Annotated in this window: 11 protein-coding genes and 1 pseudogene; 7 read left to right on the top strand and 5 right to left on the bottom strand. The window is 72.9% G+C overall.

The window, feature by feature from the left end; genetic code table 11:
• Positions 1–52 precede the first annotated feature (52 nt).
• Genes DAETH_RS20170 through DAETH_RS20160 form a run of 3 tightly spaced genes read left to right on the top strand, consistent with a single transcriptional unit; the run spans position 53 to position 2918 of the window.
• A complete protein-coding gene (locus DAETH_RS20170; protein ID WP_264778412.1) occupies positions 53–796 on the top strand; it encodes a (Fe-S)-binding protein in 744 nt (247 codons plus the stop codon).
• Positions 793–2292 (top strand): LutB/LldF family L-lactate oxidation iron-sulfur protein, encoded by a 1500-nt coding sequence (locus DAETH_RS20165; RefSeq protein WP_264778411.1) that lies wholly within the window; start codon positions 793–795, stop codon positions 2290–2292. The genes DAETH_RS20170 and DAETH_RS20165 overlap by 4 nt, the downstream gene beginning before the upstream one ends.
• Positions 2289–2918, top strand: a complete 630-nt coding sequence (locus DAETH_RS20160; RefSeq protein WP_264778410.1) for a LutC/YkgG family protein — start codon at positions 2289–2291, stop codon at positions 2916–2918. The genes DAETH_RS20165 and DAETH_RS20160 overlap by 4 nt, the downstream gene beginning before the upstream one ends.
• Before the next feature lie 471 nt (positions 2919–3389).
• Here DAETH_RS20160 and DAETH_RS20155 read toward each other — a convergent pair whose 3' ends face one another.
• The gene (locus DAETH_RS20155; protein ID WP_264778409.1) at positions 3390–4175 is read right to left on the bottom strand and encodes a DeoR/GlpR family DNA-binding transcription regulator; all 786 of its coding nucleotides are present in this window, start codon (positions 4173–4175) and stop codon (positions 3390–3392) included.
• Between the two features lie 227 nt (positions 4176–4402).
• A complete protein-coding gene (locus DAETH_RS20150) occupies positions 4403–5002 on the bottom strand; it encodes a TetR family transcriptional regulator (RefSeq protein WP_264778408.1) in 600 nt (199 codons plus the stop codon).
• Positions 5003–5178: 176 nt separating this feature from the next.
• On the opposite strand from DAETH_RS20150, the gene DAETH_RS20145 reads away from it, so the two are divergent.
• Both DAETH_RS20145 and DAETH_RS20140 read left to right on the top strand, forming a co-directional pair.
• Entirely contained in the window at positions 5179–6090 is a 912-nt protein-coding gene (locus tag DAETH_RS20145; protein WP_264778407.1) for an SDR family oxidoreductase, read from the top strand.
• Between the two features lie 150 nt (positions 6091–6240).
• Positions 6241–6585: pseudogene (locus DAETH_RS20140) on the top strand (transposase); the annotation flags it as partial.
• Positions 6586–6701: 116 nt separating this feature from the next.
• On the opposite strand, the gene DAETH_RS20135 reads toward DAETH_RS20140, so the two are convergent.
• Both DAETH_RS20135 and DAETH_RS20130 read right to left on the bottom strand, forming a co-directional pair.
• Positions 6702–7736 (bottom strand): aminoglycoside phosphotransferase family protein, encoded by a 1035-nt coding sequence (locus DAETH_RS20135; RefSeq protein ID WP_264778406.1) that lies wholly within the window; start codon positions 7734–7736, stop codon positions 6702–6704.
• 73 nt (positions 7737–7809) lie between these two features.
• Positions 7810–8685, bottom strand: coding sequence for a DNA repair protein (locus DAETH_RS20130; RefSeq protein ID WP_264778405.1), 876 nt, complete (start codon positions 8683–8685; stop codon positions 7810–7812).
• 138 nt (positions 8686–8823) lie between these two features.
• Between DAETH_RS20130 and DAETH_RS20125 the strand changes: the two genes are divergently transcribed.
• Positions 8824–9591 (top strand): SDR family oxidoreductase, encoded by a 768-nt coding sequence (locus DAETH_RS20125; protein ID WP_264778404.1) that lies wholly within the window; start codon positions 8824–8826, stop codon positions 9589–9591.
• A gap of 12 nt (positions 9592–9603) precedes the next feature.
• On the opposite strand, the gene DAETH_RS24580 is transcribed toward DAETH_RS20125, so the two are convergent.
• Positions 9604–11121, bottom strand: a complete 1518-nt coding sequence (locus DAETH_RS24580) for an HD-GYP domain-containing protein (RefSeq protein ID WP_319993762.1) — start codon at positions 11119–11121, stop codon at positions 9604–9606.
• A 336-nt stretch (positions 11122–11457) separates the two neighbouring features.
• On the opposite strand from DAETH_RS24580, the gene DAETH_RS20110 reads away from it, so the two are divergent.
• The gene (locus tag DAETH_RS20110; RefSeq protein ID WP_264778403.1) at positions 11458–13731 is read left to right on the top strand and encodes a putative bifunctional diguanylate cyclase/phosphodiesterase; all 2274 of its coding nucleotides are present in this window, start codon (positions 11458–11460) and stop codon (positions 13729–13731) included.
• Positions 13732–13784: the final 53 nt, after the last annotated feature.

Below are 13784 nucleotides of genomic sequence, written 5' to 3'. Positions count from 1 at the left end.
CACTTCCGCCCCCCGTGGAGCGGCCACGCCACCGCCCCAGAGGTAAAGACCCTTGATCGTCGATCTCTTCATCACCTGCCTGAACGACGCGATGTTTCCCCGCACCGGGGAGGCCACCGTGCGGCTCCTCGAACGCCTGGGGCAGACGGTCCGCTTCAACGCGGCGCAGACCTGCTGCGGCCAGATGCACTTCAACTCCGGGTACCAGGAGGACGCCCTGAACCTCGTCCGCCACTTCGCCCGGACCTTCCGTGACGCTTCAGTCGTCGTCGCCCCCAGCGGCTCGTGCGTCGGCATGGTCCGCGACCTCTACCCCAGGGCGGCCGAGTGGGCGGGGGACGAGCGGTTGCTGGAGGAGGTGAACGCCCTGACGCCCCGCGTGTTCGAGCTGAGCGAGTTCCTGGTGGGGCACCTCGGGGTGGAGGACGTGGGCGCGTACTACCCGCACCGGGTCACCTACCACCAGACCTGCCACGCCCTGCGGGTTCTGCGGGTGGGGGACGCTCCGTTGCGGCTGCTGCGGAACGTGCGCGGCCTGAACCTCGTCGAGCTGCCCGCCGTGGACCAGTGCTGCGGGTTCGGCGGCACCTTCAGCGTGAAGAACGCCGATACCAGCACCGCGATGCTCGCCGACAAGGTGCAAAACGTGATGAGTACGGGGGCCGAGGCCTGCACCGCCGGGGACAACTCCTGCCTGATGCACATCGGTGGGGGGCTCAGCCGCCTGCGGGCGGGCACCCGCACCGTCCACCTCGCCGAGATCCTGGCGAGCACCGAGCAAGAGGTGTTCGCATGAGCGCCGGGGGGATCAAACCCGCCCGGCCATTCCAGCAGGCCGCCAGGGTGACGCTCGCCAACCCCCAGATGCGCCGCAACCTCCGGCACGCCACCACCACCATCCGCGAGAAGCGCCTGCGGGCGGTGGCGGAGCTGCCCGACTGGGAAGCTCTGCGCGACGAGGGCGCGGCCCTCAAGGATCACGTGATGGCGCACCTCGCCGACGCCCTCCTCGACCTGGAGGCCGCCGTGCAGGCCCGTGGGGGCCGGGTGCACTGGGCGCGGGACGCGGCGGAGGCGCGGGGGATCGTCGCGGACATCGCCGCCGCGCACGGCGCCCGCGAGGTCATCAAGGTCAAGTCCATCTCCACCGACGAGATCGAGCTGAACGCGGCCCTGGCCGAGCGCGGCATCCACGCCATCGAGACCGACCTCGCCGAACTCATCGTGCAACTCGCCGAGGACCGCCCCAGCCACATCCTCGTCCCGGCGATCCACCGCAACCGCGCTGAGATCCGGGACCTCTTCCGCCGCAAGCTCGGCGCCGAACTCCTGACCGACGAGCCCAAACAACTCGCCGAGGCCGCCCGCCTCTACCTGCGCGAGAAGTTCCTGACGACGAGGGTGGCCGTCTCGGGCGCCAACTTCGCGGTCGCCGAGAGCGGCACGGTCTGCGTGGTGGAGTCCGAGGGCAACGGGCGCATGTGCGTCACCATGCCGGGGGTCCTGGTCAGCGTCATGGGCATCGAGAAGGTGCTGCCGACCTGGCAGGACATGGCGGTCTTCCTGCGGCTGCTCCCGAGGAGTTCCACCGCCGAGCGCATGAACCCCTACACCTCCTTCTGGTCGGGCGTGACGCCCGGGGACGGCCCGCAGGAGTTCCACCTCGTCCTCCTCGACAACGGGCGGACGGACGTGCTGGCGGACGAGGTGGGACGGCAGACCTTGCGCTGCATCCGCTGCTCGGCGTGCCTGAACGTCTGCCCGGTGTACGAGCGGGTGGGCGGCCACGCCTACGGAAGCGTGTACCCCGGCCCCATCGGCGCCATTCTAACCCCGCAACTCCTGCACCTGGAGGACAGGAACGCGAACACCCTCCCCTGGGCGAGCAGCCTGTGCGGGGCGTGCTACGACGCCTGCCCGGTGAAGATCAACATCCCCGAGGTGCTGCTGTACCTGCGCGGCAAGATCACGGAAGAGAAGCCCCTGAGCGCCGAGGCCATCGCCTTCAAGACCGCCGCCTGGGTGATGAGCGAGCCTCACCGTTTCGAGGGGGCGATCAAGCTCGCGCGCAGCGGGCAGGGCCCCCTGGTGAAGAACGGGGCCATCCACGCCCTGCCGGGGATGCTGGGGGGCTGGACCGAGGCGCGCGACCTCCCCGCCTTCCCGCCCCAGACCTTCCGGGAGTGGTGGCGCGGGCGCCCCGCCCCGCAGCCCCGCGAGACAGACGGCCAGGCCCAGACGAGCGAGGGCGAACTCCTCGCCCCCCAGCGAGGGGACAGGGGGCCAGCGTGAGCGGCGAGGCGCGGCTGGAGATCCTGACCCGCATCAACCGCATCGGCGCCCGGGAACAGGAGCCGCTGGAGCGCCGCCCCGTCCGCCCCTCCACCCGCCCCCGCGCGCAGATCGTCGAGCAATTCGCCGAGTACGCCGCCGAGTACCGCGCGAACGTGCGGCGCCTGGCGGCGGCGGAGGTGCCGGGCGCCCTGCGCGACCTTCTCCTGGCGCGCGGAAGTGAACGGGTGGCCGTCCCGCAGGACCTCCCCGCCGGGTGGCTGCCCGGTGGCTTCGCGGTCACCCGCGACGAGCCCGGCGTGACGGACCTGACGGCGGTGCAGACGGTGGTCACGGGCGCGGCGCTGGCGGTGGCGGAGACCGGCACGGTCGTCCTCGACCACGGCCCCGGGCAGGGGCGGCGGGCGCTGACCCTGGTGCCGGACCACCACGTGTGCGTCCTGCGGGAGGATCAGGTCGTGGACAACGTTCCGGAGGCCGTCGCCCGCTTGCGGGGCAGCGTCTTGAGCGGTCGGCCCCTGACCTGGATCAGCGGGCCGAGCGCCACCAGCGACATCGAACTCAGCCGGGTGGAGGGCGTCCACGGCCCCCGCGTGCTCGACATCCTTCTCGTGCGGGAGGGTTGAGATGGCCCTTCCCGAACCCTTTCCGCAACTCGGCGCACTGATTCGGTCCCTCGGCGAGGCCGGGCACCGCGTCGCCGCGATGGACGCCAGCGGGGGCGGTGCCGGAAACATCCCGGTCTGACGCGTTCCCGAGCAACAGGACCGTTGGCGGTGCGCTTCCCCCGCCGCCGCCGAGCAGGGGCGCCCCCGCAGACACGCCGAACGTATGGATGATCAAGTCCGTCAACGCACCTCGACAACAAGATGGAACAACTTGTTCTACCGATGTAAGTTCTGTGCCAGCACGGGGCTCTCCCGTAAAGTCCGGGAGCCCGGCGACGCCCAGCAGGCGCGCGGACCGGGTGTGTTCCGGCGGAAGTTGAAAGACAAACCCCCGTCGTCGAGCGCCACCGACGTAGAGAGGCATCACCGACGACCCGGGGGGCTGACCACCAAACTGCTTTGCCACAGGCACGTCTGGTGCCTGTGCCCTCACGGCGTGGCTCTGGCGATGATGAGTTGCAGGTCGGCGGCGTCCAGCGTGGCGCGAATGTCCTTGGGCGGGTCGGCATCCGTGACGAGGGTGTCCACCTGATCGAGGGTGGCGATGGTGGCGAGGGCGCGGCGCGCGAACTTGGAGGCGTCGAGCAGCGCGACCACCGTGCTGGCCGAGCGGATCAACGCCTGCTTGGCCCCCACCTCGGGCAGATGGGGGTCGGTGAAGCCGATCTCGGGCGAGAACGCCTTGGCCGAGAAGAACACCTTGTCGGGGTGCAGCCGGGCGATGGTGTCCAGGAAGAACGCGCCGACGAAGGAGCGGGCGGGGGCGTGGAAGTTCCCCCCCACCATCAGGAAGGGCACACCGTTCTGGGCGAGGACGTTCGCCGCGTCGAGTCCGCTCACGATGGCGCTGACCTTACGAGCGTGCAGGATGCGGGCGAGCGCGAGGGCCGTGGTGCTGGCATCGAGGGCCACCACGTCCCCGTCCTGAATTAGCCCCAGGGCGGCCTGGGCCATCGCCTCCTTGGCCTCGGTGTTCTTGGTCGCGCGCAGTTGGTGGGCGAGTTCCTCGCTGGTCTTCTCCAGCAACCGGGCGCCGCCGTGCACGCGTTCCAGGTAGCCCTGCTCGGCGAGCTGGTCGAGGTCGCGCCGCACGGTCATCTCATGCACCCCGAGGTCGGCCGCCAGGTCCTTGATCCGCACGACCCGTTCCGCCAGCGCGCGCCGCAGGATCTGGTGCTGCCGGTCGCTGCCGAGCTTCGGAGTGTCGGAGGTCATGCCTGAATCTAACACCGGCCCCGGAAAAAGTAACACCGGCGGGGGTCAGGTGGACGGCTCACCCGCGATGAGGTGCGCGCACCGCCGGGGAGCGACTTTTCGCTCAGTTCCCTCGTGGCGCGACAACTCGGCGTACCCGAGCCGGGGCTGAGACAGGATGCGGAAATTTTAGTACGTTAAGCCACCCCATCCCCTCAGCCGCAGCGTCCACGACCTCTCCTGGGCGCTCATTCTTCCCAGCGTGTGCTCGTCCCAGCCGGACGAGCAGGAGACCTCACCTCGACCAGACGAGCCACCGCGTCTCTCACGGCGTTCCGGCGCTCGGTCAGGGCCCGCTCGTCCTGGGAGTCGGCGGTGTACACCCGCAACTCGATCAAGGCCAGCATCAGCTCGAACAGGATGGGGGCGGGGAAGTGACCGTCGATCAACCCCGCCTCCTGCGCCCGGCGGATGGCCTCAATCTTGCCCTGGGCGGTCTCGATCATGCCCGGTGCCTGACCGCCCACACCGCCGCGCTCCAGCCGGTCCCAGCCCACCAGGCGCATCAGTTCCGGGTGTTGCTGGTAGCGGTCGAACACCCGAGCGGCGTACCCCGGCAGGTCGGAGGCGTCGAGCGGCACCTCGTTCAGGTGCCAGGTGACCAGCGCCTCGCCCACCGCCTCGAACAGGCCCTCCTTGCTGCCGAAGTAGGCGTAGATCATGGCCTTGTTGCTCCCCGACGCCGCCGCAACGCGGTCCACGCGCGCTCCCGCCAGCCCATACTGGGAAAACTCTGCCGTGGCGGCGCCGAGAATGCGCTGGCGGGTAGCCCGGGCATCACGCTTCACGCCTCCACTGTACTGAACGCAGCACTCAACCAACCAGATAGTTGACTTCCTCTATCACCTGCCTCACCCTACATTCAGGCAACCAACTGGTTGTTTACTCTTCACGCTGACGTTGGAGGTTCCATGTCCAGAAGCGCCCCTCTTCCCCGGTCTCAGGCCTTCTTTCAGGGGCGAGCATGACCCCGCCCACGTTGCAGAAGATCGTGCTCGTCACGGGGGCGACCGACGGTATCGGCCGGGTGACCGCCCGCGAGTTGGCCCGGCAGGGCCACCAGGTGTTGCTCACCGCCCGCAATGCCGCCAAGGGTCAGCGGGTGGTGGAAGAGATTCGGACCGAGACTGGAAAGGGCGCCGAACTGTACGTGGGCGACCTGTCGAGCATGGGGGAGGTGCGCCGCGTGGCACAGGAGGTCCGCGCGCGGCACAAGCGGCTCGACGTGCTGGTGAACAACGCGGGCGGGCTCTTCGGCGAGCGCCGCGAGACGGTAGACGGCTTCGAGTACACCTTCGCCCTCAACCACCTGGCGTACTTTCTGCTCACCCGTCTGCTGCTGGACCCGCTGCACACGGCCGCGTCGGAAACCGGGGACGCCCGTGTAGTCAACGTTTCTTCTGTCGCCCACCGCCTGGGGCGAATTCATTGGGACGACCCCGAATTCCGGCGGGGGTACTCCGGCTACGCGGCCTACAACCAGAGCAAGCTGATGAACGTGCTGTTCTCGAATGCCCTGGCCCGCCGCCTGCGCGGCACGGGCGTCACCAGCAACGCCCTGCATCCGGGGGCGGTGCGCTCGGGCTTCAACTACAACCCCGGAGGGCTCATCCAGGTCGTGTTCTCACTGACCAAGCTCTTTCGCATCACGCCCGAACAGGGCGCGCGAACGAGTCTGTATCTGGCGACCTCGCCCGAGGTGCGCGGGTTGAGCGGGGGGTACTTCGACCGCCAGAGACCTCGGCGGGCCCACCCGGCCGCCCACGATGAGGCCGCGCAGGAACGCCTGTGGCGGCTGTCTGAACACTTGCTCTCAAAGTGGCTGACCGCCGTGGATGATCCGCCTATGGCCCCCGGGGCCGGGCAGAAAGCGTGAACGGCGAAGCCTGGGCCAAGAGCGAACAGCCGGAGATAACCCGTGGTGTTGACCGGGCATGACCCGCTCCGGCACGCGAGGCCACCTTCCCCAACAACCCTCGCCCTGAGGATACTGGTGGCGAATTCAGCGGGGGATGCACACCGGGCCATGAGCCTGCGTCCTGAACCCCTCGGCGAGATTCCCGAAGACACCACACGGGTGGCCCGCGCCGCGTTCCCTAAAGGGAACGCCATCATGTGGCTCCGCGATGCTTACGGCGCGCTGTACCAGGACACCGACCTGGCCCACTTATTTCCGAGACGCGGTCAGCCCGCCTGGTCACCGTGGCGACTCGCGCTGATCACGGTGTTTCAATTTCCCGAAGGGCTCAGCGACCGTGAAGCTGCGGACGCCGTTCGGGGCCGCCTGGATTGGAAGTACGCCCAGGGCTTAGACCTCGCTGATCCCGGCTTCGACCACACGGTGCTCTCGGAGTTCCGCACCCGACGGGCCGAAGATCAGCACCAACCCCGTTTAGTGTTTGACAGAGAGGGGATTGAGGGCGTCTGGGCGAAGATTTTACTTTGCGTTGCCTATCAGCTTCCTTAGCCCCCCCCTCCTCGCGGCGGTCAGTGACGGCGCGCCCCGAGGGCCCGCCTCAACCCGTCCAGATCGTCCTCGACCCGGTCGAGGCCGGGCAGCACGAACCGCTCCACGACCGCGAGGTTGGCCTCGTCCTCCTCGGGGCGCGTGTTGTGGTGCAAGATCAGGTCCACGTCGAACGCGAGGTCTTCCAGCACCCGGCGGCAGAAGTAGAGGCCCAGCACACCCGGGTCCAGCCTCACGCCCCGCCCCACGGCCTCCTCGTAGGCGGGCAGGACCTCGGGCAGCCGGGCGTGCAACATCCACAGGTCGTGCTCGGGGGGCGCGAGCCGGGCCGTCTCCCAGTCGATGATCCACAGCTCCCCCGCCGGGTCCCGCATGACGTTCCCGCCGTGCGCGTCGGTGTGGCACAGGACGAAGGGTGGGGGCCGGGCGCGGGCCGCCGCCTGGAAGGCCCGCGCCCGCGAAAGAAGCCGCCGCAGGTCGTCCTCGCGCGGCAGCAGGAGGCCCCGCAGGGCGTGGACCCCGGGCCGGACCCCCCGGGGCACGTCTCGCAGGAACCGCAGGTCCTCCATCAGCCCGCCCTCGAAGGGAAGGCCGAAGTCCTCCGGGGGGACGGGCAGCCGGGAGACCCCGCGCGTGACCCGCGCCGTCCCGGCGTGCAGGCGGCCGAGCAGGGGCGCGAGTTCGCCGAGCGCCGCCTCCCAGCCCGCCCCCAGCGAGGTTCCCCCGATCCACCCGAAGGCGACGAGCGGGTGGCCCTCCACCTCCGTGAGGTCGGCACCGCCCAGGGTGGGCACGGGGCGGGGAACGCGGGTCAGGGTGCCGCTCCGGTGCAGGGCGTGCAGCAGCGGCACCTCCGCCGCGACCCGCCCGGCCGTGACCGCCCCCGCCGCCGTGTTCGGCAGCACCTTGACGAAGAGGGGACCGTGCGTCCCGTCGGCGCGGTAGGCGGGCGCCGTGCCGCCAGGGATAAAGGTCAGTGTGCGCGGGGCCAGCCCGTAGGCCGAACCCAGCACGCGCAGGATCGCCGCGTGGTCGAGGGCGGGTTCGGCACTCATCGCCCCATCGTAGGGCGAGGCGCCCGTCTCCCCCCGAACGCCAGGAAGGAGGCGGGCGCCCCGCGCGGCGGGTCTACCGCAACCCGCCGCTCAGGACCGCCGCGAGGCGCTTCGTACCCGCCTGTTGGAGGGCGTCGAGGCTCTCCTGGCCCTCGCGCAGCATGGCCTTCCAGCGCTCCGGGTCGCGGGCGCCCCGCCCCGTCTCGCGGATCACGGCGGAACTCACCGTGAAGTGCGCCTCGGGAAGCTGCGCGAGGGCGTCTCCCGCGCTGCTGTGCCGGGCCCCCAGCAGGGCTCCGAGCATCCCCACGCTGTTGCTCCGCTCCATGAGTTCGCGCTGGAACTTGCGGTCCTTGATCGAGGCGATCACGTCCCAGGCCGCGTCGGCAAGGGCCGTGGCGGGCGAGGCGGGGCGGTGGACCTCCACCCCCAGGGTGTCGCCCTTGCGCCAGGTGCGGGTCCACACGCCGCCGCGCTCGGCCGTCCAGTGCGTCTCGAAGTCGCGGGCGTCCTCGACGAGCACCCGAATTTGCCCGAGTCCCGGGCGCAGGGTGACCCGGTGCCCGTCTTCCAGCACGCCCCACTCGCTCAGCCCCTCGGCCCCCAGGGCCTGCATGGCGGCGTAGGTGGCGGCCAGGGCGCGGGCCCCCTCCGAGACGCGGGCGCGCGGCGTGCCGTCCACGAGCAGCGCCACGTCGGGGCGCTCGCCCTCCCGCACAAGCTGCGCCTCGTGCCGCAGGTGGAGCAGCCCCAGCCCCCAGCGGTCGTGGGCGAGCCCCAGCTCGCGGGTGAGCTGCTCGTTCAGGGTGGTCTCGTCCGCCCCGCCCTCCCGCAGCGCGCGCACGTCGCTCTCCACCTCGGCGGTCGCCACGAGCGCGGCGAAGGCGGCGAGGGCGTCCTCGTGCAGGGGGGCGGCGGGCGTGTCCTTTTTCTTGCTGAGCTTGGTCATGGTCTGTCCTTTGTCGGGCCGCGTGGGTCGAAGATCGGGGGCCGCTCTCGATCTATTTTACGCTGGTAACGAAACTTTGTGGCAGAATTACGTCACGTAGGGTTCGCCTTTCGCCCGGCCGGGTGGCAGGATACGGCCATGGCCGACTCTGCCACCCCCACCTCCACCCCCAAAGGCTGCGCCCTGGTGACGGGCGCGTCTCGCGGCCTCGGCCGGGCGATGGCCCTGCGTCTCGCCCGTGACGGCTGGCCCGTCGCCGTGAATTATGCCCACGACGACGCGGGGGCCGCGCGCACCGTTCAGGAGATCGTGGCGGGGGGAGGCCGGGCGCGGGCCCTGCGCTTCGACGTGACGGACGAGGCGGCGGTGGCGGGGGGCGTGGCGCAGGTGCGCGCCGAACTCGGGCCGGTCGCGGTCCTGGTGAACAACGCGACTGGCCCGCAGCCCACCATCCCGGTCGAGCGGCAGACCTGGCGCGACCACCTGGGGCAACTGGAGTTCTTCGTCAAGGCCCCCCTGCTCCTGCTCCAGGCGGCCCTGCCCGACCTGCGGGCCCTGGGGGGGCGGGTGGTCAACATCGGGAGCGAGGTGGTGGACCTCGGCAACCCCGAGTTCGGGCACTACGTGGCGGCGAAGGCGGCGATGGTGGGGCTGACGCGCTCGTGGGCGGTGGAACTCGGGCCCGACGGGATCACCGTCAACCTCGTCGCGCCGGGCTGGGTGCCGGTCGAGCGCCACGCGGGTACGAACCCGGAGGCGCTCGCCGCGTACACCCGGGGTGTCCCGCTCGGGCGGCCGGGCACCCCGGAGGAGGTCGCCGCGCTCGTCGCGTACCTCGCCTCGCCGGGAGCGAGCTTCGTCACCGGGCAGACCCTTGCCGTGAACGGGGGCAAGACGCTGGCCTGACGCTCCTGCCCGTCACGCCGGGAGCGAGAGAAAGGCCTCCACGACCTGCGGGTCGAAGTGCCGCCCGGCCTGGGCGCGCAGTTCGCCCAGCGCCTCGCCGGGACTCCACGCCCGCTTGTAGGGCCGCTCGCTCGTCAGGGCGTCGTACACGTCCACGACCGCGAAGATGCGCGCTCCCAGCGAGATCTGGTCGCCCGCGAGGCCGTCCGGGTAGCCCGCGCCGTCCCAGCGCTCGTGGTGGTGGCGCACCACCCGCAGGGTTTCCGCGCCCAGGGTGGGCATCTGGCGCGCGAGGTCAAAGCCCCGCGCCGCGTGCGTCTGCATGGTGGCCCACTCCTCGGCGGTGAGGCGGCCCGGCTTGAGCAGCACCGCGTCGGGCACCGCCAGCTTGCCGAGGTCGTGCAGGTACGCGCCCTGGCGCAGCTCCTCCAGCACGTCCCCGCGCAGCCCCAACACCGCGCCCAGCCGGGTCGCCAGCGCCACCACCCGCCGGGTATGCCCGCTCGTCTCCAGGTCGCGCGCCTCCAGGGCCAGCCCCAGCGCGAGCAGCGCCCCCTCGCGCGTGGCCTCCACCGCGTGCAGGTGGACCTCGCGCTCGACCGCCCGGGCGATCAGTTCGGCGGCCCGACCGGCCAGGGCCCGCGCCGCCCTGGGCAGCGCCGGGAGGTCACGGAACCACACCAGATTCACCACGCCCTCGACCTCCCCGTCTGCGAGCACCACCGGGGCCACCACCACCCCGCGCACGCCCGCCGCGACGAGGTCCGGCCGCGCGTCGGGTTCCTGCGGGTAGGCGTGGGTGGCCTGCACGCCCCGCCGGGCCCGGGAGGACATGCCGGCAGCCCGCCGCGCCTGCTGGGCACTCAACATCGCCCGGTAGGGGCCGGGCGCCTCGCCGACCTCGGCGCTCACCTGCCGGGCAGGGGCGTAGTAGGCGGCGTGATCGGCGCCCAGGAAGGTGCGGCAGGCCTCCAGGCTGGCCTGGGCGACGGCGGCAGGTTCGGTGTGCGCCAGGGTGACGCCCGAGAGTTCGGCGAGCATCCGGAACTCCTCGGCGCGGTCCTGGGCGGCCTGAACGGCCCGCGCGCGGCTCAGCGCCGCCGCCCCCGAGCAGGCCAGCGCGCCGAGCAGGGCCGCGTCCGCCTCCCCGAAGGGCCGCGCCGGGGAGCGCGCGACCACCACCGCCCCCAGGTGCCCCCCGGCCGGGTCGAGCAGCGGCGCCGCCAGCAGCGCCTCGCCCCAGGCCGGGTGCAGCCCCTGAACCTCGCCGGTCTCCAGGGCGCGCCGGGCCAGCGCGAGCGCGCGCTCCTCCCCCCACGGCGCGGCCTCCCCCTCCTGCCCGAACACGTAGGCCGCCCGGGTGGCCCCCAGCAGCCCGGCCGCGTCCTCCCCGAGCCGGCGCGGCACCTCCGCCGCCTCGGCGCCCGACAGGGTGCGCGACGCCGCCGCCCAGCGGGTGAGCAGCGCGCCCCACCCGGCGGAAGCGGCCTCATCCGGCGCCTCCGGGGGCGCACCCGCCCCGGCCCTCACGCTCCCTCCCCCGGCGCGCGGCGGCCAGCGAGAGGAGCGGCCCCAGCCGGGCGGCGCGCGGACAGGCGAGGCGGGTGGAACCAGGGCACCATCCCTCCATCGTGCGCGGCCCGTCCTTCCGTGTTCTTACAACGGGCCCGCATGAACCTCGGCCCCCGGGGGAGGCCCGCCCCTCTAAGGTCCCGCCGTAAGGGCCCTGTGAGGCTCACCGGCCTACAGTCCCGGGGTGCCGCCGAGCGCCCAGGTTCCCGAGTGCGCCCCCCGCCGCCCCGCCTCCCGGTCGGGCGCGGCGGGACGCCCCGGGCACCGCCCCCCGGCGGCCGGTGGGGACCGCGCGTGACCTCCCCGCCCACCCCCGCCTCCCCCGACGCCGCCCACCGCGCCCGCGAGGCCAACCGCCGCGCCTGGGAGACCTTTCAGACGGCCGACTACGCGACCACCCTGCGGTACGCGACTGAGGCGCTGGAGGCCGCGCGGGCGGCGGGCGAGCGCGTCATCGAGGCGGAGGCCATGAGCCACCTCGGGCACGTCCACGCGGGCCTCGGCGACTACACGGCGGCCCTGGGGTTTCAGCAGCAGAGCGTCGCCCTGCTGCGCGAACTCGGCCACCTCGCGGGGCTGCCCCGGCCGATGGCGGGCCTCGCCAACCTCTACGGCTCGCTCGGCGACCACGAGGCGCAGCGGCTCGTCTTTCAGGAGGCCCTCGACGTGGCGCGGGCGATCTCCGACCCCCAGGGGGTAGCCTCCGCCCTCACCGGGCTGGGGGTGGCCTACCTGGAGGAGGGCCGCCTGGAGGAGGCCCTGGCGTGGCTGGAGCGCGGGGTGGAGGGGGCGCGGCGCGTGGGCTTCGCGATGGTGGAGACCGTGGCCCTCGACCACCTCGGCCGCGCCCACCTCGCCCGGGGGGACCTGGGGCAGGCCCGCGCGCGGCACGAGGCGGCCCTCGCCCGGGCGCGGGAGACGGGCAACCGCAAGGCCGAGGCCCGCCAGCGCCAGCGCCTCGGCCTGCTCCTCATCCGCGAGGGGCGCCTCCCGGAGGCCAGGAAAACCCTCGAAGGCGCGCTCGGGGACGCGGCGGAGCTGGGGCTGCCCCGCCTGGTGGAGGAGCTGCACGGGGCGCTGGTGGAGGCGCACGAGGCGCTGGGCGACCCGGGAGCGGCCCTCGCCCACCTCAAGGCGCAGCACGCCTGCGAGCGCGCGAGGCTCAGCGAGGAGGCCCGCCAGCGCGTCGGGGTCCTCTCCGCCCAGACGCGCGAGGCCTGGGCCCGGCGCGAGGCCGAACACGCCCGGCGCCAGGCCGAGGCCCTCGCCCGGCTCGCTCACCACGACGCCCTCACCGGGCTGGCGAACCGCGCGGCCTTCGGCGAGGCCCTGAAGGAAGCCGCCGCCCGCGCCCGCGCGGGGGAACGGCCCCCCTTCGCCGTGCTCTTCGTGGACCTCGACGGCTTCAAGGCCGTGAACGACTCGTTCGGGCACGCGGCGGGGGACGACCTGCTCGTGGGGGTGGCCCACGCCCTGCGCGGCGCCGTGCCGGGCGGCGACCTGGTGGCCCGGCTCGGCGGCGACGAGTTCGCGGTGCTCGCCCCGAGTGCCCGCACCCACGACGAGGCCGAGGTCCTCGCGCGGCGCCTGGCGGACGCGCTGGGGCGTTCCCTGCAGGTGAGCGGGGGGGAGGTGGGCGTGACGGCCTCCATCGGGGTGAGCGTCTGCCCCGAGGACGGGGGCGACGGCCCCACCCTGCTGCACCACGCCGACCTGGCGATGTACGAGGCCAAACGCGCGGGCAAGAACGCCCTGCGCCGCTTCGCCCCCGAGATGGAGGCGGGGGCGCGCGAGCGGCTCCTGATCGAGCACGGCCTGCGCGCCGCCCTGGGGCGGGGGGAATTCAGCCTGCACCACCAGCCGCAGTACGAGCTGCGCACCGGCGCGCGGGTGGGCTTCGAGGCCCTGCTGCGCTGGCAGCCCCCCGGCGCCCCCCCCGTCTCCCCCGCCACCTTCATCGCCGCCGCCGAGGACTCCGGGTTGATCGTGCCGGTCGGGGCGTGGGTCCTCGACGCGGCCTGCGGGGTTCTGGCCGCGTGGCGCCGCGAGGGGCGCGACTTCGGGCGCCTGGCGGTCAACGTCTCCCCGGTGCAGTTCGCCCAGGAGGGCTTCGTGGCGGCCGTGCAGTCGGCCCTCGCCCGCCACCACCTCGACCCCGGGAGCCTCGAACTCGAACTCACCGAGCGGGTCGTCGTGCGCGACCTGGGTGCGGCGGCCCGGCAGTTCGGCGCCCTGCGCGACCTGGGGGTCCGGCTCGCCCTCGACGACTTCGGGGCGGGTGCCGCCAACCTCAATCTGCTGCTGCGGCTGCCCTTCGACACCCTCAAGCTCGACCGGGCCCTGGTCGCGGCGCTCACCACCTCGGATTCGGCCGCGCGGGTGGTCGGCGCGGTTCGCGCCCTCGCCCACGAGCTGCGGCTCGAGGTCGTCGCCGAGGGCGTCGAAACCCCGGCCCAGCTCGCCGCCGCGCGGGCGGCGGGGTGCGACCGCGTCCAGGGCTACCTCGCGGCCCGCCCCACCCCCCGGCCGCAGGACACGCCGACCCGTTTGAGCGCCCCGGCGGGGTGAGGCGGCGGGCCCCGCGCCTCCTTCACTGGAGGGAAAGGTCCTCCTCCCGTCAG

It is taken from the genome of Deinococcus aetherius (genome assembly GCF_025997855.1).
Taxonomy (GTDB): domain Bacteria; phylum Deinococcota; class Deinococci; order Deinococcales; family Deinococcaceae; genus Deinococcus; species Deinococcus aetherius.
This window is presented reverse-complemented; position numbering and strand designations above follow the sequence as displayed.

Coding starts and splice junctions, on each gene's coding strand:
- DAETH_RS20130 (WP_264778405.1), bottom strand. CDS start 8,685: ATGACCAAGCTCAGCAAGAAAAAGGACACGCCCGCCGCCCCCCTGCAC.
- DAETH_RS20165 (WP_264778411.1), top strand. CDS start 793: ATGAGCGCCGGGGGGATCAAACCCGCCCGGCCATTCCAGCAGGCCGCC.
- DAETH_RS20135 (WP_264778406.1), bottom strand. CDS start 7,736: ATGAGTGCCGAACCCGCCCTCGACCACGCGGCGATCCTGCGCGTGCTG.
- DAETH_RS20125 (WP_264778404.1), top strand. CDS start 8,824: ATGGCCGACTCTGCCACCCCCACCTCCACCCCCAAAGGCTGCGCCCTG.
- DAETH_RS20155 (WP_264778409.1), bottom strand. CDS start 4,175: ATGACCTCCGACACTCCGAAGCTCGGCAGCGACCGGCAGCACCAGATC.
- DAETH_RS20145 (WP_264778407.1), top strand. CDS start 5,179: ATGACCCCGCCCACGTTGCAGAAGATCGTGCTCGTCACGGGGGCGACC.